Origin of the sequence: Pseudomonas fortuita, from assembly GCF_026898135.2 — a bacterium.
GTDB classification, from domain to species: domain Bacteria; phylum Pseudomonadota; class Gammaproteobacteria; order Pseudomonadales; family Pseudomonadaceae; genus Aquipseudomonas; species Aquipseudomonas fortuita.
Map to the genome: position 1 here is coordinate 1,883,299 of NZ_CP114035.2, position 18,255 is coordinate 1,901,553.

Sequence of the window (18,255 nt, forward strand, 5' to 3'; positions counted from 1 at the left end):
TGCCCTCAGGCGCGCTCACCACGCAGCCAGCACTGATGGTAGTGCGCTATATGTGACAACCCAAACAGTGCTCCTTGTCGGATGACATCTGCGCGGTGACCGAAAAAATGCTGGGTCCGGGTGAAGACGGCAATCGGCTCGCCGGCAAATGCCCAAGCAAAGCAGACAGTGCCAGGAATAATGCCGTCTTGCGGCTCCGGCCCTGTGACACCGGTGCTAGCGATGGCGACCGTGGCGTCGCTGTCTTTCAATGCACCCACTGCCATTTCCCAGGCCACTGCCTCGCTGGTGAGTCCGAAGCGGTCAATTGTTTGTGAGCTAATGCCCAGCAGTCGTCTTTTGGCGCTGGGCGAATAAACGACGTAACCGCTTTCAAGTACTTCGCCGGTGCCCGGAACTTCCGCCAGCAGTGAGACCATGGCGCCAGCAGTACATGATTCGGCGGTTGTCAGGACCAGCGTGTGGATCCTCAGGTAGTCAAGCGCCTCGAATACTAGGTCTTTAGGCATAGTGGGTCATCCGAGTGCTGTTTTGCGATGGACTTGTTGCAGCCGAAGTTGGTTCAGTGTGCGTGGCGTCCATTCATCTGCGCCGGACCAAGCTGGCTGAACTTTGAACGGCCCTGAGGCTTCCCTGTTATACAAGGCCACGGGTTTTCGTGGTCTGTCCACTTGTATATGAGAGGCGGTTATGACCGAGCCTGTGACGTATTTCTGGATCGCCGTTGCGGTGATCATTCTGCTTGTCGATTTGTGGGCCATCGTCAGTGTCTTTCGGAGTGACAAGACCGAGTCGACCAAAGCGATGTGGGCACTGCTACTGCTAGCACTGCCTATCGTCGGCCTAGCTATCTGGGGCATCATGGGGCCACGCGGCATCAAGCGGGGGACGGGGCCATCTTCCCCAGAGCACAGTAAGGGCTGATGCCGAGCGTTTGGATTGACCAAGCTCTAATTCCGCGAAGGAGGCTACTATTTGTAGAGAAACTAGTCGGGTATGGTTATGGACAAGCGTACTTTTGTAGGAATGGTTCAGGCCGGCGAGTCACTGATTCAGCAGGCGGTGGACGCATTCCGTGCCTACCACGAGGCCAAGATCGTGGCGAACCAGCTGAAGAGGTCGAGCGCCTGCACTTGCTTGCCGAGTCACTGTTCCAGGCGGTGTCCGACTACCAGCTTCGCGTCATAGCCAAGGCCCGGGGCACGGATCTGCCGCCTCTTCATTGATCCGCCCATCGGCAGTTGCTCGGCGCCAGGAATGGCCTATACGATACTGTATCTCTATACAGTGTCGGAGTCCCATGTATTTCCTCCTCGTTCGCCGCCGCGTAAATGGCGTGGCCATCCCTGCTGATCAGCTCAGAAGGGTCCAGCCTTTGCGCGCCGACGTCCACATCGGTGACCACCACAGCGAGCCGCTGGGCCGGGTATCGACCCAGGCATGGGTGTTCAATCCAACGCCCGGGCCCGATATCATCCCGCGCCTGCACGACGCCAGGGTCAACGGGATGGCCCAGCTCGGCATCAACATCAACGGGCTTGAGGAAGTCGACGGCGTTCTGTACGCCCAGTCCTGGTGGTGCAGAGCAGAATGATGGCTGGATTACCACAGGCCTGGGTGGTGGAACTTGATGACCAGACTGCCCTGGTAACTGACCCTGATGGGCGAGCGGCTGTGCTCAGTGAAATGGCCTATGCTGCGCGCCGGCGCCGGGACATCGACGATGACACTCTGGTCGACATGCTCGAGCTTGCCGAGGCGGCCAGGATGTGGGCGCTGATGGAGCACGAGGAAGCCTGGGCGCTGGGTTTGTTTGACGACTATCCGCAGGATCATCCCGGCGGCGCACAGCTGGTACAGGGCAGTGGCAAGCCCTTCCCCGGTGAGTAGCTTTACAAAGGAAGTAGCCGATCAGGTGTCTTGCGGTCCCTGTTTCCAGCCAAGAGAAACACCGGCAATGCCATACCGGAGTGCCACCCTTCTCATGTCCAAAAAAAAGCCACTTATGTGGCTATCCCATCAAACTTGCTTAATTTTTGCTACAGAAAATATTCGGCATGCCTACAGGCCCCGTAAACACTGGGCATTCCAAATTTATCGACACGATCCATCATCGGCGCAACGCTGAAGCGGCGGGAGGGCTCAGGGCGCGTGGTTTGTGGCTTTGAGGCTGATTCTAGGGGCATTCTGGTCTACGCATTTGTGGGCCATTTTCGGGGGTTTTTGGGCGTTTTTGGTGTGACAGTGGTACGATGTACCACCGCCAATCACGCTTGTACCACCAAAAATCATGGCAACGATCAGAGCAAGGAAAAAGGCCGATGGGACAGTGAGCTATACCGTCCAGATCCGCCTCAAGAAAAAGGGTGTCATAGTCTACCAAGAAGCCCAGACGTTCGCCCGCAAGCAGGCTGCTCAGGCCTGGGCGAAGCGACGAGAGACAGAGCTAGCGGTGCCTGGTGCGATCGAGCGGGCAAGCCGCCAGGGTCACACTGTCAGGGAGATGATCGATCGCTACTTGATTGAGGCGGAGAAAGCCAGGCCTCTTGGTGAAACCAAGCGGCTAACGCTCAATGCCATCAAGAAGAGCTACTTGGGGGATAAGGTCGACTCGGACATCAGCCAGCAGGTACTGGTGGATTACGCGCTCTGGCGCATGGGACCCGAGGGTGGTTCAGTAAAGCCTCAGACTGCCGGTAATGATTTGGCTCACCTGGGTTCGGTTCTGTCCCTGGCCAGGGCGGCCTGGGGGTACGAGATCAATCCCCTGGCGATGCCTGACGCTCGCCTCGTTTTGAAAAAGTTCGGTTACAACATGAGGAGTCGCGAGCGTGATCGTCGGCCCACGTTAGATGAACTCGACAAGCTGATGAAGCACTTTTTCGAGATGTTACAGCGCCGGCCGACAGTCATCCATATGCCCAAGGTAGTGGCATTCGCTATTTATTCAACGCGGCGGATGGACGAGATTACCCGCATCCGTTGGGAGGACTTGGACGAGCATCAGCAGGCTGTGAAAGTCCGGGACATGAAGAACCCCGGCCAGAAGATTGGCAATGACGTTTGGTGTTATTTGCCGGATGAGGCTTGGATTATTGTGCAGAGCATGCCACGGGAGTGTGCTGAGATATTTCCCTACAACACGGATTCAATCGGCACCGCCTGGTCCAAGGCATGCAAGATGACCGGTATTGAGGATCTGCACTTCCATGATTTACGTCACGAAGGAGTGAGCCGACTATTCGAGATGGATTGGGATATACCCAGGGTTTCCAGTGTCTCCGGCCATCGCGATTGGAACTCGATGCGGCGTTATACGCATTTGCGCGGCCGAGGAGATGGGTATAAGGGCTGGAAGTGGTTGAATCAAATTATCCAGGCGCCGGTGAAGCTCGGCGCCCGGGTAGGCTAGCTAGCTCGCACGAAGAGGTTTGTTCAGCTGCGCGCATTCGAGGCGCGCAGCTTCCCTCTGTCGGTCCAGGTACAAGGCCAGATCAGCGATGTGCACTCCTCGAGCACTCTTCTGGCTCGCTTCGAGCCTGGTTATAGGGAGCTGGATCTGTCCGGCCAGTACCTTGCGTTGAAACATATCGGGCGTCAGGTGCGTGAAATAGTCGGTACAGACCTGTTCTATTGAGATGATGGCTTTGCCGTTGTACTGCGCCATCAGAACGAAAGCGGTATTCATGCACGTCTCCCCAGCGCTCGTTTCGCGGCCACGTTGGCCATGTAGGCTGCCCACTTGTCGCCCTCCCGTTGTTGGCGGATACGGCTGCATTTCATGTGTCGGCGGGTTGACCGGCCTTTGCCGCAAACATCGCAAATGGCAGGAAGGTCGAGGCTGTGTGAGGCCATGGGTGGCCGGATGCGATCAGTCATAACTCACCGCCTCGCTGCCATTGTTGATAGCGTCCAGCGCGGCTTGGTCAAGCAAACGATGCATCTGGTTGGTGCCTTGCTCGTCCTCACGCTGCAGTTCGTGGATGATTTCCTGTATCAATAACGTGCCGTTCTGGATGCTGATCGGATCGCCCCTGTAGTCGACCGGCCATTCCGGTGCGCAAGTGACTGCGTGCAGGAGGCACTCCGTGGTGATGCGGATAACCAGTTGGTCGCCTTCGACAGCCACCGTTGGCAGCACGTCGATTGGCTCGGCGGATTTCGCGGTGGTTGGAGTGAGGATGCGATCCAGCTCGTCAGCTACGTCCTGCATGCCAACAGCTGCTGCAGCATCCAGGGCTTGCTCCAGAAGCTCGCGTGGCACGCTGACAGGGTGCAGATCGTTGATCATGGCTGCACCTCCAGCACATGTCTGTGACTGAAGTGGCGGGCTTTTCCTGTCTTCACGTTGGTGCCGTAAAGCTCGCCTGGGTTGCTCCAATAAGAGCCGTAACCAGTGATTTCCACAGTAATTAAATGACCTCCTACATCGGCCCGCACTTTGGTCCCCTTGGGGTATGTGTGCTGGACTGCGGCGGAGTACCGGCGATTAGCAAAGTCAGCTGCCCTCATGGCGTCATGCGCGTCGCTCATGTCGACGGCCAGATTTGCGAGATCTGAAGTGTCGACCAGAATGGCTGAGTCGATCTGTTGCTCGCCGTTGCGGGCTGCATCCAACTTCGACTGGTACAGTCCGCCTGGGCCACACCAGACGGTCGTTGGTGTCAGTCGATGGGCGGCTAGCTCCGATATCTGCCGGAACACTTCTTGGGCTATCACCTCTGTACTCATGTCGTGGAGGCTGCGAACGGATGAAAGTGCGTGCTCAAGCGAGGTTGCGGTGAAGATGATGTGTTGAGTGCGGCTCATGCTGCTTTCCCCGCTGTTGTGCCGATGGCCAGGGTTCTGCGCAGCTCGAAGTGGACGCGCAATGCGAGCGCCTGGATGTCCTGCTGTTGCTGCGTGGCCCGTTTGCAGCCTGGCTCGGTGCCTGGAAGGGCTTTCCAAGTCTTTTCGGCCAGAAGCAACGTCTCGGCCGTATTGATCAGCAGGTCATAGTCCGATCTGGTCACCGGTATGCTCGGGTTGGGCTGATCAGCAGGGGGCAGGAACCCGGCTCGCTGCAGGGCGGCCTCAATTGCCTGTGCCATCTGCCCGCAGGTGGCGTACGTACCGTTCTGCTCGGCCAGTGTTGCGTCCAGCGCGGCCTCAATGCAGCTGGCGGCTGATGGTTGCGTATACCCCACGGCAGGCTGCGCGTGCGGGCGATTTTTAGCGATTAGCGTTGCATCAGCGGGCGCTGCCTCGCGCAGCTTGTAGTGGGGTATCAGTGCCTCGGCGGGGCTGCTGACGGGGCGGATAATGCCTGCTGCTTCGCAGCAGAAACTTTTTGTTTTTTGCGCGTCGACAACACGGACTTCGCGGAGCGAAGCGGGAGTGGCCTCGATGAAGTCCTGTGTTATCGCGTGCCCGCTTCCCTCCGGGTTCGAGCCCTGTGGTGGTATCCCCATGATGGTGGTGCCACTGTTATTGCCTAGCAGGAGATCAAAAAACAAGCCGCCTTGGTGGTGGGCACGACCTGCTTTTCGACCAAGGAAATAGGCGTAGGCATACAGCCCGACTATGAACGCGCTGATGACGATGAGGGCGATGACCTGTTGGGTAGTCATGGGTCTTACTCCTGGTGGTGTGCGGGCCGGTGGTGGCGGCCCTTGCTGGGTGTTACTGCTTTTCTTGATCTGGCTGCCGAGAGTGCTTTTCATCCGCCAGGTAGGCCCTGCTATCTATCAAGGCGGCCACATGACGGATGTGGGCGAACTTCAGGGCTTTCTGGCTGTTGTCCAGTGTCGTGATGGGCAAGCAGATCCGACCGACCTTCAGTTGTTCGGCAAAGGTGTCTTCGTTGAGGTTGCGGAAGTACTGCACGCGCACCTTGTCGAGTGGGATGAGCACATCGCCAAAGGTTCGGTACAGCAGTTCAACGGTGGTTGCGTCAGGTGCGTGCGGCAGGCGCAGCGCGATTTGGTTGGTATTGCTCATCAGGCTTCGGGCTCTCCCTGAGCTTGTGGCGTGACGGGTGGTGCCAAGTGATCTCGCAGTGCTTGCGTACCAGGTCGCGCCATTCTTCAGGAACCTCCTGGAGCGCAGCGTTGCGCTCCTCACGGGTCTTGAACTGGAGGATCTGGGCCGCGTACTGCCTAGGCCGCATAGCGCTTGTCTTCCGGTGGTGTCGGAAGTTGCAGATTGAGGCGTTCGGCAAGCCAGGGGATCCCGGCCTGCTTCACGCGTGTCGACTCGCTGTACTGCATCCCGGCTTCGGGGTGAAACCAGCTGCCCTCCTTGATCCGCAGGTATTCGCGGTCGCGCGTGGGGTAGCGGGGCAGATTGCGCTCGGTCAACAGTTCGTTCTCACGCATGCGGCGGATCAGCTCGTTACGGCTGATACCGAAGTGCTTGGCGGTCTGTGCAAGTGTGCGTTCCAAGTCCACCTCCTAAGCCACGTCGGCGAGTACAGGCTCGACATGTGGCATGTCGGCTGTGTCCAGCTTGCCGTTGGCGATAGCTTCGAGGTGCGCTGCAACCTTTCGCGCACTGGCGAGATTGTTCGCTGGCAGCGTCACGCTGTTCACTGTCGAGCCCATGCGGATTACGACATTGACCTGGTCGAGATAAACCTCAGTCTGCAGCGTTGCCTTGGCGCGCGCGCCATTCGATTCGTCGCGAAGGATGTGGGTGAACTGCCCGGTCAGGTTTGTCTGCGCTTTGAGGCAGGCAAATGCGTTATGGCTAAGTGCGTAGCTCATGCCGCGTGCCCTCCATCGTGTGGGGGCGTGCAGTTTGAAGCGGGGGATGACGTAGGGCGTTTGGTAGTGACGAATGCGCAGCCGTGCTGCTTGGCCAGTCGCCGGACTTTGAAGGTCAGGTCGATGGATGCGGCTGCTGGATGGACATGTAGTGATGCAGTGGTGTGCATGGTGTTGCCTCACTCTGTGGTGGAAGAGTGAGGCAAATATCAACTTCTGGTTGTTTTATGTCAACTGAAAATTGATGTTGTAAGGGGCCATGTGTCCAATGGTTGATTACTCGGGGATGAAGGAGCCCACGACCTTACCGCAGATGTGGGTCTCTTCCGTGATGTCTATGATTGGATATTGAGGATTTATGGGCCGCAGGAATTGACGTCCAGCATCTGACACAAGCACCTTGAAGGTCACCTCATTGGTCCTTGGTACCCTCGCTATGACACGATCACCTGTATGTGCCTCTACCTCGGGATCTACGAAAATGATGCAGCCGGTAGGATAGCTTCTCCCTGGTCCAGGGTTTGTCATTGAGTCGCCAAGCACCTTTAGGGCATAACCGCTGTCGCTGATGGGGACTGGGCATGACAGCCAGCTATCTGCTTGGTAGGGCTCAAAGTTTGAGATGGCTTCACACCATGCACCAGCTTGAACCCAGGAGATTAGAGGCACCTTCCCGAAACGCTCCAGTATTCCACTCACATTGGATTGATCGCCGACCTTGAGTTGGTGAGCCTTACCGTTAGGCTCCTGGGCTTTAGGCAGTACCCCATACTCCAGCCATTCGCGGCGTACGTTCAGCCAAGCGCACAGCGCGGCCATGCTGTCAGCTTCCGCAATTGCCTCGCCATTCAGCCATTTGCTGATGGCTTGAGTCGTTTTATGAACCCCGACCATCTTCAGGCGTTTGTGGATGTCCACGCCTCTGCCTCGGCTTCTAACGCCGGCGTCGTCGAGGGCCTCATGTAGTCGTGCGCTGAAGGCTGCGCGTAGCTCATTTTTATCAACCATGGGTTGATGGTTGCACAGAGCTTGCGCAATAGTCAGTTGATCTATAATATCAACTCCGGGTTGATAATGGAGGTTGACATGCTGCGGCCCGAAGATTTTCCGAATGCGATAGCGTTCGCTTTTGAAGCTGTTGGAGGTATCGGTGCTGCTGCCAAGGTATGCGGGATCAGTTATCAGGCTTTGAATAAATGGCGTCTGGCTGGCTCCTTGCCTAGGACGGACTACACCGGCGAAACGAATTATGCAGAGCGCTTAGCGAATGCTGCTGGACAGAAAGGTAACCCATTTGAAGCGTCCTGGTTGCTTGAAGTAGCCGCTCCTCAGAGACAGCGGCCAACATAGAAAAAAGGCGACCCGAAGGTCGCCTGGTTTCCCCCAGTAGCACCACCACAGTGCTACCGGGCCGCGTTCAAGGATGTGGTGCACACCACGAAACTACTGTCCTTGAACCCGGGGGTCCAGGCACAGGTGCCTGGGGTGCCGCCTTTCTCCACCACAGATAGGGCGGCGGGGTGCCAGTGATAGTCGGGCGACATCATTGGCAAGGGCTCTTTACGAACCACGCGGCGAGTCTAACACCACCGCTCGTCGCTGGCACTGGCAGCTTTAGTAGCGTAATGCCATGTGCCAGAAGGAAGGCGAGTGATCGTCTTTCAAACCCGGCAGTAGCACCACGATGCTGCCGGGGCGCGTGATAGGTAGTCGGGCACACCACATAGGTCCACTCACCTTGATCGTAACGCCCAAGCAGGGAGCTTGGGTGTCATCTCCTTCACCACGGGAGGTGGTTGTTTCGCCGGGGCTGGTCGATGGAGCGCCGCCCCGGTCTGAGGCCGTTTCTGCCCTTGATGGGACGGCTATTGCACACCTACAACGCTATGCGGTGCTGGTTTCACCACAACACGCCGCAGGCACTGGCTACCGACAAGGACCAACGCCATGAGCCGAATTGCAATGAGCTGCATTGAGCGCGCCAAGCGCGAAGTGCTCCCGCTCGAACTCGCGCTGTACCACGCTGTGCGGGACTACACAGGCGGTGCTGCCGCCATTGCCGCCACCACCGGCCGTAACGCCACGACTCTCCAACACAAGTTGTCTCCCACCCATCCGACTCACATCGTCAACGTTCAAGAGTTCAGTGAGATCCTGGAGCTGACCAAGGACCCACGGATCCTTGATTCGGTCCACGCTCTTGTCGGTGACACCATTTGGCAAGAGCTGTCTGACGCATACACCCATGACATCCCCGAAACGCTGACGATGGGCATTGCCGAGTTCTTCCGGCAGGTAGCCAATCTGGCCGAAACCTGGGCCCGCAGCATCGGTGATGGAAAGGTCGACGATCAGGAACTGGCTGAAATCCAGAATCAGGTGTTCCGGGGCATCCAGGGGCTGCTCGGCATGTATCGCCGTGCCGAGTACGTCAACCAGACCACTCGGGGGGCTCACCGTGGCTGATATCGCAGATCTGGCGAATGATCGCGCCCAATGGCACCTGGACCTGGTTCTGTCGGCACGCTTGCCTGCGCCCGAGTGTGAGTCACTGGAAGATTGCGTTGGTTGTGGGGGCTCCATCCCTGAGCCGCGCCGGTTAGCCGTGCAAGGTTGCCAGCGTTGCATCGAATGCCAGGGATATTTCGAGAAGAAAGGGGCTCGGTATGCTGGATAAGGTTCTTGATCAGTTGCATGACTACGGCCTGCAGCCCGACCAGCCTCTGATTTTCGCCAAGCTGACCCGCTGCCGCACCAAGGATGACAAGGGCAAGGAAAAGAACGGTTGGTATGTCCTGCATGAGCATCTGGCCGAGAAGGGGCAAACCCTGATCTTCGGCAGCTTTGGCGATTGGCGCCTGGGCGAAACGCAGAAGGTGAAAACTGACGGCCGGGGGCTGACCCCGGACGAGCGTGAAGTTATGCGCGCACGGCAGGCTGACGCCAAGCGGCGTGCTGCCGAGATCGCCGCGAACGCTGCACGCCGTGCAGCCAAGCGGGCGGAAGCGCTGTTCAAACGTATGCCCGAGAAGGGGCGTAGCTCCTATCTGGATCGAAAGCAGGTGGTCGGTTTCGGCGTTCGTTATGCGCCGAAGTCGGGCGCAGTGCTCGTTCCGATGCAGAATGCTCAGGACGCCATTGTCGGCCTGCAGGTGATTTTCCCGACTATCCAGGAGGATACAGGACGGGACAAGTCCTACTGGCCGCATGGCATGGCCAAGGATGGTGCTTTTCACATGATTGGTGGTCATCCAGAGCCCGGTGAGCCTGTGCTTGTGTGTGAGGGCTACGCCACCGGCGCTAGCCTGCACATGGCGACCTCCCAGGCAGTGGCCATCGCCTTCGATGCGGGCAACCTGATGGCGGTCGCCAAGCACATGCGCGAACGCTTCCCTGGTCGGTCCATCATCATCTGCCGCGATGACGACTGGAAGACCAAGCGGCCGACCGGCGAGCCCTGGAACCCTGGTGAGGAAAAGGCCAACAACGCAGCGGTGGTTGTGGGTGGCCAGGTGGTCGGCCCGATCTTTTCGGGCGAGCGTGAGGTCAAGTGGACCGACTTCAACGACCTTCACTGCGCTGAAGGCCTTGAGGCCGTTCGCCGGCAAGTCACGGCGGTGATCAAACCACCGGCTACCGGTGGCTGGAAGGACATGCTGGCCAGGACCGAGAGCGGTGCCCTGATCGCCCACATGCAGAACGTCGAGCTGATCTTGGCCAATGATGAGCGTTGGGGCGGGGTGATCGGCTACAACGCCTTCAGCTCGAAGATTATGCGCCTTCGTGCTGCGCCTTATGGCGGTGTGCCAGGGGAATGGAGCGACATCGACGATATGCGAGTGATGAAATGGCTAGCTCAGCAGGGCCTGCGCGTTAAGGCCTCCCATGTGGTTGAAGCGGTCAGCGTCGTCGCGCACGACAACGCCTTCCACCCAGTGTGCACCTACTTGGCCAAGCTCGAATGGGATCGTGTGCCGCGCTTGGAGCGCTGGCTGCATGAGATCTTCGGCGTCCCACGCAATGAATACAGCGCAAAGGTCGGGAAGCGCTGGCTGATCTCAGCAGTGGCGCGAGTCATGAAGCCCGGCTGTAAGGCGGATGCAGTAATGATCCTTGAGGGCGCGCAGGGCGCGGGCAAGTCCTCGGCCTTGGGCATCCTTGGGGGTGAGTGGTTCATGGACACGCCGTTCACCCTGGGAGACAAGGACGCGTTTCAGGCCATCCGCGGTAAGTGGATCGTCGAGCTGGGTGAGCTGGACAGCTTCAACAAGGCTGAGAGCACCAAGGCCAAGCAATTCTTCTCGGCCTCCATCGATACCTACCGCGAAAGCTATGGTCGAAGAACAAGCGACGTTCCACGCCAGTGTGTTTTCGCGGGGACCACCAACCAAGATGAATACCTCAAAGATGCCACGGGTAACCGGCGCTATTGGCCGGTCGCCTGCGTCAAGGTCGATCTGGAGGCGTTGCGCCGCGTGCGCGACCAGCTGTGGGCAGAAGCCATGTTCTGCTACCAAGCCGGTGATATCTGGTGGGTGACCCGTGAGGAGGAAGAGCTGTTCACTGCGGAGCAGGAAGAGCGCTTCGTGGTGGATGAATGGGAGGGGCCGATACTCGATTGGCTGGAGGCCTCCCAAGTCGGTGAAACGGTGACTGGCAGCGAAGTGCTGGGTCAGGCGCTGAACCTAGACCCTGGCCACTGGGGCAAGCCCGAGCAGATGCGTGTGGGGTCGATCATGCACCGCCTGGGTTGGCGTCGTCGTAGGCTAGCGGCGCTGCCAAAGAGCGGCAAGCGCCCTTGGGCGTATCAGAAGCCAGAGGGCTGGGGGCGGACGCCCCCCCTGGAGCAGCCTCCGGCGCCGAAGGAGGAATGCTTTTGATCAAGCATATTGATGAGATGCTGAAGCTGTGGGCGCAAGAACTGCACACGCCAGATGTTTACGGCGGTGGTTCGGGTGGTGGTAGCATGCTTGGGCTTCTCATGGACTGCCGTGGAGATCTGATCCGAGGCACAAGGGGAAGTCGGGTGCTGCTTGATGAGTCTGCGGATATCGAGATCATCGTGAATAAGCATCTGGAGCCACAGTTGTACGTCATTGTCAAAGAGCACTACTGCAACCAGGACAGCCTGCTCGAGCAGAAGATGTCGTATTGTAGGTGCAGTAGAAAGACGTACTATGAGCGCCTGCACCAGGCCCATGTTGCTATTCAAATGTTGTTGAAAGGGAAGAGGGCTGCATGATCCGTCACCTATGGTCCTACCGTCCCGCTGCGGTCCTGCTGCGTTTTTCGCAGGTGAGCCCAGCTCCAGCCCGCGCAGCTCGCGGGCTGTCCCACCGTCCCACCGCTCACACGAAGGCGCGCACATAGGCGCATGCAGCGTATTACGCGCGCGTTGCGCGCAGCGTGCTTTTAATCTCTCTCTTTACACGGGAAAGGGTTAATAACAGTTAGACAGTGGGACAGCCCTTGATTTTCGGGGGCTCTACAAGTCCCACTATCTCTGCTCCCTTTGGGTCCAATGGGCCAGCGTCAAAGTAAAGCTAAGCCGGGAAGGTGTATTGCCTCGATATTCGCTAGACATTCCCCAGGCGTTTACCCCTTATTGCTGGGTGGCATTAAAACTCTCTTGCTGCCAGGAAACTCGACCTGCAAAATGTACCCATCTTCGAGACGTGCGGGCACATAAAGCGACCCGCTAAACACTGAAAACCCCGGCCTTAGCGCCGGGGTTTTTGCATTTGGGGGATTCGATGAACAGCGAGCAGCAAGCGTTAGTTGAGATGCCTATCTGGTTGGTGATCTTCCTGTCCCTGGTCGGCGGGGTGTCAGGCGAGATGTGGCGGGCCGACATGGCCGGTGTTAGCGGCTGGTTCATTTTCCGTCAGGTGCTGCTGCGCTCCGGCGCCTGCGTCGTGTGCGGGCTGTCGACCATCATGTTGCTGTACTCGGCAGGCATGTCGATGTGGTCGGCCAGTGCCATCGGCTGCCTCACGGCCACAGCCGGTGCGGATGTCGCCATCGGCTTGTACAAGCGTTGGGTGGCCAAGCGGCTGGGCGTCTGCGATGTGAAGCCAGAAGTCGGCCGCAATGAAAACTGATGACCGAGGCAGCAGCGCTGCCCGGGGTTATGGCTACCGCTGGCAGAAGTCCCGCGACCAATTCCTGCGAGATCATCCGCTTTGCTCCATGTGTTCCCGCGATGACCGCCCGGTAGCGGCAGCTGTCGTTGACCACAAGGTTGCGCCCAGGTTGAAAGATGCCAAAGCGAGCGGTGATCCGGCGCGTATCAAGGCAGCATGGAAACTCTTCTGGAGCCAGAACAACTGGCAGCCGCTGTGCAAGCTCTGTCACGACTCGACCAAGCAGCGCTTGGAGAAGTCAGGACGAATGGTCGGATGCGCGTCTGACGGTAGGCCGCTTGACCCTAACCACCACTGGAATCGGTGATGAAAACGATCAGCGTGATTGTGACAGTTCGCGTCGCTTGGTGGGTGCGCTGGTACCTGCGGGGCGTCGAGGCGGCGGCGATGCTCACGGGCTGCGAGCCCGACTGGGATCGGGTCGGTCGCTGGGTTGGCAGGGGCGTGACCGCTTCGGTCAAGCCGCTGCCAGGGGAGGGGGGGTGAAAAACTTTTTACCCGTCCAGCACTAGACCGCCACTCGCCCTCTTTCCGCAAAATGCGGGAAAAATGGGGAGGGGGGGGTATCGAATTTAGGAGGGAACATGGCAGGAAATGGAAATTCAGGGCGTCCTGCGAAGCCCGCATCATTGCATATCCTGCAGGGCAACCGCAGCAAGAAAAACTTCGATGAGCTGATCGAGGAAATCAAGTCGCCGGCCGTTCCGGTGGCTGCGCCGCCGATGCCTGATGTGCTGAGCGACGATGCCGTCGCCGAATGGGAGCGCTTGATTCCTGACCTCACCGCGCTGGGCTTGATCTCCACGTTGGATCAGATGGCGTTGGCCACGTACTGCCAGGCATATGCCGATTGGCTGCGCTACCAGCGCTTGATCGCCCAGCGCAATGCGCAGTCGACAGACGATCTTGGTGGCGACATTCAAACCTTCAAGACCGGCGCCCAGCAGATGCATGTCTTGCGGCAGCTCGCGAACGATGCAGAGAAGCGCGCCAACGCCGCAGGCGCTCAGTTTGGCTTCTCGCCCATGGCTCGCCGGAATCTGAAAACGGCCCCAGCGCCGCAAGGTGAGCTTTTCCCCAATGAGCAACGAGACGCCGCAACCCGATATTTCAGCTGATGACCGTGTCACCGCATTCGCACAGGCTGTCCTGGCCAGCGAAATTGTTGCGGGCCCCAATGTCCGCAACGCATGTGCGCGCCACCTGCGCGACCTGGAATCTGGCGCAGAGCGGGGCTTAGTCTGGGATCGGGCAGCAGCTGATCGCGCCATTGGATTTTTCGAGGATGTTCTGTGCCTCAACGGCGGCGACTATGAGGGGCTGCCGTTCTTCCTCGCGCCCTGGCAAGCATTCGTGGTGGGCAGCCTGTTTGGTTGGATGACCGAAGACGGCTACCGTCGCTTCCGCCTTGCTTACATCGAGACCGGGAAGGGCTCAGGGAAGAGCCCCCTGGTTGCCGGCATCGGCCTGTATGGCCTGGTGTCGGATGGCGAAAACCGCGCCGAAATTTACGCTGCCGCGACCAAGCGTGACCAGGCCATGATTCTTTTCCGCGATGCAGTCAGCATGGTGAACATGTCGCCGCATATGGCCAGCCGAGTGGTCCAGTCAGGCCGCGATGAGAAGGTGTGGAACCTTTATTACCCGAACACCAAGTCGTTCTTCAAACCGATCAGCGCGGACGAAGGCCAGTCCGGCCCCCGGCCTCACATCGGCTTGCTGGATGAGCTGCACGAGCACAAGACCGCGACCACCGTGAACATGATGCGCGCCGGTACCAAGAACCGGCGCAAGGCCATGGTGGTGATGATCACCAACAGCGGCTCTGACAAGAAAACGGTCTGCGGCCAGTATCACGACCTCGGTGTGCGCATCTGTGCGGGCCAGGAGGATGACGACAGCTTCTTTGCGTTCATTTGCTCCCTTGATGAGGGCGACGATCCATTCAAGGACGAAAGCTGCTGGGCTAAAGTAAACCCTTCGCTGGATTACATTGCCGAAGGGCAGAGCGACGGGATCCCCGGGCGCAAGTACCTGCGAGAACAGGTCCAGTCAGCACGCGGTCTACCCGCGCAGGAATCGGTCGTTCGCCGCTTGAACTTCTGCGAGTGGACGCAGGCCGAGTCGCCATGGATTTCTTGGGAGATCTGGAGCCAGGCTACGGAGCGGGTGCGGATGCGCCGTCTTCGCGATCGGCCCTGTGTGGGTGGCCTCGACCTTGCGAGCACCACCGACCTCACGGCGTTCGTGCTGCTGTTCTACCCCACGGCCGAGGACCCGCACTGGCGGCTTTTGCCTTACTTCTGGATCCCGGATCACGACCTGGCCGAGCGGGAAAAGCGCGACAAGGTGCCGTATGCGCTCTGGATCAAGGAGGGCCATCTGGAAACCACGCCGGGTCGCGCTATCAGCAAGCTGCATGTGCTGCGTCGACTGCAGACCATCTGCGCGTACTTTGACGTGCGCAAGATCGCCTACGATCGCTGGCGCATTGAAGACTTGAAACAGCTGATGATCGAGCACGACATCGAGCTGCCGGAAATGCTGCCGTTTGGCCAGGGGTTCAAGGACATGGGGCCGGCGGTTGATGAGTTCGAGCGCCGGCTGTTGGGGCTGCCGCCCGAACCCAGTCAGGGCGAGTTTACCGATCTGAGTGCAGAGGACTTTGAGGTGGTCAGCGAAGTGCCCGATGTCGAGACGTTGCGGCACGACGGAAACCCGGTGATGACCTGGTGCGCCGGCAACGCGGTGATCGTGTGTGACCCGGCAAACAACCGCAAAGCAGACAAGGCCAAGGCCACAGGCCGTATTGACGGGATCGTTGCGGGCTTGATGGCTACCGGAATCAGCGGTGCGGCTATCGAAGGCAGCGGCAAATCAATCTACGACGAAGGTGCTGGTATATGAAAAAACTCGAACTGTTGGCCTGGGTGGTGGGGCTGCTTGGCTTTGGCCTGCTGGTGGCTGGCTTGGCGATGCTCAGCGTGCCCTTCGCATTCATCATGGCCGGTATCGGCTTGCTGCTGTGGGCCTATCTGGCAGACAAGGCGGCGGCCGCTCCGGCGCCCATGCATGACGGGGGTGGCTGATGTTCTTCAGCAAACAACGCGGATCGGCGCAAAGCGTGGTGTCCAGCCCGGACGGTGATGTTTGGCGCGGTTTGATTGGGTCGGGCCGCAGCAGCTCAGGCGCCAGGGTCACCCCGGAATCTGCGCTCGCAGTGCCGGTCATTCAGAACTGCGTCACGCTGCTGGCCGAGAGCATCGCGCAGCTGCCACTTGAGCTGTACCGGCGAACCGGTAACGGCCAACGAGACGCGGCGATCAACCATCCGCTGTACGACGTGCTGCGCTACCAGCCCAACGCCTTTCAGACTCCCTACGAACATCGCGAAGGCAGTCAGATGGCAGCCGGCCTGCGGGGCAACAGCTACAGCTACATCGACCGGCGCGACGATGGCAACGTAGTCGGGCTCTGGCCGATCCACAACGACAAGGTGGTTGTGTGTAAAGGCGGCGACATGTTGCCGTATTACCAGATCGGCGCCTTCGAAGACCGATTGCCGATGCGCCTGATTCACCTCGTCCGGTGGCAGTCGCACAATTTTTACGAGGGGTTGTCACCGATCCTGCTGCACGCCGAGGCAGTGGGGCTGGCTCAGGCGGTCCGTCAGTACACCGGCAAGTCGTTTGCTAACGGGGTGACGGTCTCGGGTGTGATCGAGCGACCACGCGAATCACCGGCTATCAAGGATCAGGGTTCGATTGACCGCGTCCTGGATCAGTGGGGCAACAAGTTTGGCGGTATGGATAACGCCAAGAAGGTCGCGATGCTGCAGGAGGGTATGACCTTCAAGCCGGTCTCGATGACCAACGTTGACGCGGAGATTGTCGGCATCCTCAAACTGTCCGGGGTCGACTGCGCACGGATCTACAAGATCCCGCTGCCGATGGTCAACGACCTGGACAAGGCCAACTACAACACCATCGAGCAACTGCTGATTCAGTTCGTGGTGTTTGGTTTGCTGCCCTGGGTCAAGCGGCACGAGCAGTCGATGATGCGCGACTTCCTGCTGCCGCAGGATCGGCGCGATTACTTCATCGAGTTCAACATGGCAGGGCTCCTGCGCGGCGATCAAAAAAGCCGATACGAGTCCTACGCCATTGGTCGGCAGTGGGGCTGGTTGTCGGTCAACGACATCCGGCGTCTGGAAAACATGCCGCCTGTGACGGGCGGCGATGTCTACCTCCAGCCGCTGAACATGGTTGGCGCGGGCAAAGGACAGCCTGACCTCAATGATCCGAAGGTGCGGGCTCAGCTGGAGCTGCAGCTGCGCGATATCGAAAGGATGCTTGCACAATGAAGCACTACATCCGGGCCTCCGGCCTGCTGTTCAATCAGCCGCTGCTGCTTGCGCCTGACATGCTCGATCTAGGTGTGCGCTGGGCAAACCAGGCCATGAACCTCAACATCATCAATCTGGCCCCAGGCGTGGCCAAACTGGGCTTCTATGACGATGATGAAGCCCAAGACCGCGCCAACCTCGAAGCAGAGCGGGAGCGCGTAGCGCTGGAGGCCACCGGGGTGCAAGTGCTGCCTGTACATGGCTTTCTGGTCAGTCGCGGCGCCCATATCAATGCCTGCGAGACGATGACCAGTTACGAAGGTTTGCGGCAGCAACTGCGCGCTGCCATCGCTGATCCCCTGGTAGAGCGCATCGTGCTGGATATCGACACGCCAGGCGGCTCGGCCGTGGGTGCCTTCGAGCTGGCTGCGGACATCCGGGCGATGTCGTTGATCAAGCCCATCACCGGGATCGTCAACTTCATGGCCTACAGCGGCGGTTATCTGATCGGCGCGGCGTGCAGCGAGCTGGTGGTCAGCCAGACCAGTGGCGTTGGCTCGGTGGGTGTCATCGCCAGTCATATGGAGCGCTCCAAGCAACTGGAGACGGCGGGAGTCAAGGTGACGACGGTGTATGCCGGTGCGCACAAGAACGACCTGAGCCCGAATGAGCCGCTAACCGAGCAATCGATCAGGGTGCTCAATGACCTGGTGCAGGAAAGCTATCAGCTCTTCACTGGCGCGGTGGCCGACTATCGTGGCATGAGCATCCAGGCGGTGCGGGCTACTGAGGCAGGGCTGTATCGCGGTCAAGCCGCGATAGCCATTGGTTTTGCGGATCGCCTGCAAACCCCGCAGGACGCAGTCGATGATTTGGCCCGCGCTGTCGCGCAGAGCCGGATGCAGCGGCGGGGCAGCCGAATCGGCCTTCGGGCTTCGGCAATGAACATTCAAGCAACCCTCTGACCGCGTTCGCGGCAGTGATCTACAACCCGCTTCGGCGGGTTTTTTTATGCCCAGGAGGC

26 protein-coding genes and 2 pseudogenes are annotated in these 18,255 nt (G+C 59.2%); 17 read left to right on the top strand and 11 right to left on the bottom strand.

Annotation, left to right across the window (positions count from 1 at the left end):
• Positions 1-5 precede the first annotated feature (5 nt).
• The gene (locus tag OZ911_RS08600) at positions 6-509 is read right to left on the bottom strand and encodes a CinA family protein (RefSeq protein WP_016485737.1); all 504 of its coding nucleotides are present in this window, start codon (positions 507-509) and stop codon (positions 6-8) included.
• Between the two features lie 181 nt (positions 510-690).
• On the opposite strand from OZ911_RS08600, the gene OZ911_RS08605 reads away from it, so the two are divergent.
• The 4 genes and pseudogenes from OZ911_RS08605 (at position 691) to OZ911_RS08620 (ending at position 1,890) form a co-directional block, all read left to right on the top strand.
• A complete protein-coding gene (locus OZ911_RS08605; protein WP_016485738.1) occupies positions 691-924 on the top strand; it encodes a PLDc N-terminal domain-containing protein in 234 nt (77 codons plus the stop codon).
• A 78-nt stretch (positions 925-1,002) separates the two neighbouring features.
• Positions 1,003-1,226: pseudogene (locus OZ911_RS08610) on the top strand (hypothetical protein).
• A gap of 74 nt (positions 1,227-1,300) precedes the next feature.
• Entirely contained in the window at positions 1,301-1,594 is a 294-nt protein-coding gene (locus OZ911_RS08615; protein WP_016485739.1) for a hypothetical protein, read from the top strand.
• Positions 1,591-1,890, top strand: coding sequence for a hypothetical protein (locus OZ911_RS08620; RefSeq protein WP_016485740.1), 300 nt, complete (start codon positions 1,591-1,593; stop codon positions 1,888-1,890). The genes OZ911_RS08615 and OZ911_RS08620 overlap by 4 nt, the downstream gene beginning before the upstream one ends.
• A gap of 152 nt (positions 1,891-2,042) precedes the next feature.
• Here OZ911_RS08620 and OZ911_RS28950 read toward each other — a convergent pair.
• A pseudogene (locus OZ911_RS28950) lies at positions 2,043-2,186 on the bottom strand (hypothetical protein); the annotation flags it as partial.
• A gap of 104 nt (positions 2,187-2,290) precedes the next feature.
• On the opposite strand from OZ911_RS28950, the gene OZ911_RS08625 reads away from it, so the two are divergent.
• A complete protein-coding gene (locus tag OZ911_RS08625) occupies positions 2,291-3,412 on the top strand; it encodes a site-specific integrase (protein ID WP_268968602.1) in 1,122 nt (373 codons plus the stop codon).
• On the opposite strand, the gene OZ911_RS08630 is transcribed toward OZ911_RS08625, so the two are convergent.
• The 9 genes from OZ911_RS08630 to OZ911_RS08670 form a co-directional block, all read right to left on the bottom strand.
• A complete protein-coding gene (locus OZ911_RS08630) occupies positions 3,413-3,688 on the bottom strand; it encodes a pyocin activator PrtN family protein (protein WP_268968603.1) in 276 nt (91 codons plus the stop codon).
• Positions 3,685-3,879, bottom strand: a complete 195-nt coding sequence (locus OZ911_RS08635) for a hypothetical protein (protein WP_268968604.1) — start codon at positions 3,877-3,879, stop codon at positions 3,685-3,687. The genes OZ911_RS08630 and OZ911_RS08635 overlap by 4 nt, the downstream gene beginning before the upstream one ends.
• A complete protein-coding gene (locus tag OZ911_RS08640) occupies positions 3,872-4,291 on the bottom strand; it encodes a hypothetical protein (protein ID WP_086975634.1) in 420 nt (139 codons plus the stop codon). The genes OZ911_RS08635 and OZ911_RS08640 overlap by 8 nt, the downstream gene beginning before the upstream one ends.
• The gene (locus OZ911_RS08645) at positions 4,288-4,809 is read right to left on the bottom strand and encodes a hypothetical protein (protein ID WP_268968605.1); all 522 of its coding nucleotides are present in this window, start codon (positions 4,807-4,809) and stop codon (positions 4,288-4,290) included. The genes OZ911_RS08640 and OZ911_RS08645 overlap by 4 nt, the downstream gene beginning before the upstream one ends.
• Positions 4,806-5,609: a hypothetical protein gene (locus tag OZ911_RS08650; protein WP_268968606.1), complete on the bottom strand. Its 804-nt coding sequence runs from the start codon at positions 5,607-5,609 to the stop codon at positions 4,806-4,808. Before OZ911_RS08650 ends, OZ911_RS08645 begins: the two co-directional genes overlap by 4 nt.
• A gap of 52 nt (positions 5,610-5,661) precedes the next feature.
• Positions 5,662-5,979, bottom strand: coding sequence for a pyocin activator PrtN family protein (locus OZ911_RS08655; RefSeq protein WP_268968607.1), 318 nt, complete (start codon positions 5,977-5,979; stop codon positions 5,662-5,664).
• 158 nt (positions 5,980-6,137) lie between these two features.
• Positions 6,138-6,422, bottom strand: coding sequence for a phage antirepressor KilAC domain-containing protein (locus OZ911_RS08660; RefSeq protein ID WP_268968608.1), 285 nt, complete (start codon positions 6,420-6,422; stop codon positions 6,138-6,140).
• Between the two features lie 9 nt (positions 6,423-6,431).
• Entirely contained in the window at positions 6,432-6,743 is a 312-nt protein-coding gene (locus OZ911_RS08665; protein ID WP_268968609.1) for a hypothetical protein, read from the bottom strand.
• 276 nt (positions 6,744-7,019) lie between these two features.
• On the bottom strand, positions 7,020-7,751 hold the full coding sequence (locus OZ911_RS08670) for a LexA family protein (RefSeq protein ID WP_268968610.1): 732 nt from the start codon (positions 7,749-7,751) through the stop codon (positions 7,020-7,022).
• A gap of 78 nt (positions 7,752-7,829) precedes the next feature.
• Between OZ911_RS08670 and OZ911_RS08675 the strand changes: the two genes are divergently transcribed.
• The 12 genes from OZ911_RS08675 to OZ911_RS08730 all read left to right on the top strand — a co-directional run bounded on the left by OZ911_RS08675 (position 7,830) and on the right by OZ911_RS08730 (position 18,196).
• The gene (locus tag OZ911_RS08675; RefSeq protein ID WP_268968611.1) at positions 7,830-8,093 is read left to right on the top strand and encodes a helix-turn-helix domain-containing protein; all 264 of its coding nucleotides are present in this window, start codon (positions 7,830-7,832) and stop codon (positions 8,091-8,093) included.
• Positions 8,094-8,690: 597 nt separating this feature from the next.
• Positions 8,691-9,209 (top strand): phage regulatory CII family protein, encoded by a 519-nt coding sequence (locus OZ911_RS08680; RefSeq protein ID WP_268968612.1) that lies wholly within the window; start codon positions 8,691-8,693, stop codon positions 9,207-9,209.
• Positions 9,202-9,420 carry a TraR/DksA C4-type zinc finger protein gene (locus tag OZ911_RS08685; protein ID WP_086975626.1) on the top strand — a complete coding sequence of 73 codons (219 nt, stop codon included), beginning with the start codon at positions 9,202-9,204 and terminating at the stop codon, positions 9,418-9,420. Before OZ911_RS08680 ends, OZ911_RS08685 begins: the two co-directional genes overlap by 8 nt.
• The gene (locus OZ911_RS08690; RefSeq protein WP_268968613.1) at positions 9,410-11,623 is read left to right on the top strand and encodes a virulence-associated E family protein; all 2,214 of its coding nucleotides are present in this window, start codon (positions 9,410-9,412) and stop codon (positions 11,621-11,623) included. The genes OZ911_RS08685 and OZ911_RS08690 overlap by 11 nt, the downstream gene beginning before the upstream one ends.
• Positions 11,620-11,985, top strand: coding sequence for a PA0613 family protein (locus OZ911_RS08695; protein ID WP_268968614.1), 366 nt, complete (start codon positions 11,620-11,622; stop codon positions 11,983-11,985). The genes OZ911_RS08690 and OZ911_RS08695 overlap by 4 nt, the downstream gene beginning before the upstream one ends.
• A 511-nt stretch (positions 11,986-12,496) precedes the next feature.
• A complete protein-coding gene (locus OZ911_RS08700; protein WP_268968615.1) occupies positions 12,497-12,844 on the top strand; it encodes a phage holin family protein in 348 nt (115 codons plus the stop codon).
• Between the two features lie 348 nt (positions 12,845-13,192).
• The gene (locus OZ911_RS08705; RefSeq protein WP_268968616.1) at positions 13,193-13,372 is read left to right on the top strand and encodes a hypothetical protein; all 180 of its coding nucleotides are present in this window, start codon (positions 13,193-13,195) and stop codon (positions 13,370-13,372) included.
• Between the two features lie 98 nt (positions 13,373-13,470).
• A complete protein-coding gene (locus OZ911_RS08710) occupies positions 13,471-14,004 on the top strand; it encodes a phage terminase small subunit P27 family (protein ID WP_145913796.1) in 534 nt (177 codons plus the stop codon).
• The gene (locus tag OZ911_RS08715; protein WP_268968617.1) at positions 13,967-15,793 is read left to right on the top strand and encodes a terminase large subunit; all 1,827 of its coding nucleotides are present in this window, start codon (positions 13,967-13,969) and stop codon (positions 15,791-15,793) included. The genes OZ911_RS08710 and OZ911_RS08715 overlap by 38 nt, the downstream gene beginning before the upstream one ends.
• Complete coding sequence (locus OZ911_RS08720; RefSeq protein WP_268968618.1) at positions 15,790-15,975, top strand: hypothetical protein; 186 nt, start codon at positions 15,790-15,792, stop codon at positions 15,973-15,975. Before OZ911_RS08715 ends, OZ911_RS08720 begins: the two co-directional genes overlap by 4 nt.
• Positions 15,975-17,249 carry a phage portal protein gene (locus OZ911_RS08725; RefSeq protein ID WP_268968619.1) on the top strand — a complete coding sequence of 425 codons (1,275 nt, stop codon included), beginning with the start codon at positions 15,975-15,977 and terminating at the stop codon, positions 17,247-17,249. The genes OZ911_RS08720 and OZ911_RS08725 overlap by 1 nt, the downstream gene beginning before the upstream one ends.
• On the top strand, positions 17,246-18,196 hold the full coding sequence (locus OZ911_RS08730) for a S49 family peptidase (RefSeq protein WP_268968620.1): 951 nt from the start codon (positions 17,246-17,248) through the stop codon (positions 18,194-18,196). The genes OZ911_RS08725 and OZ911_RS08730 overlap by 4 nt, the downstream gene beginning before the upstream one ends.
• Positions 18,197-18,255 lie beyond the last annotated feature (59 nt).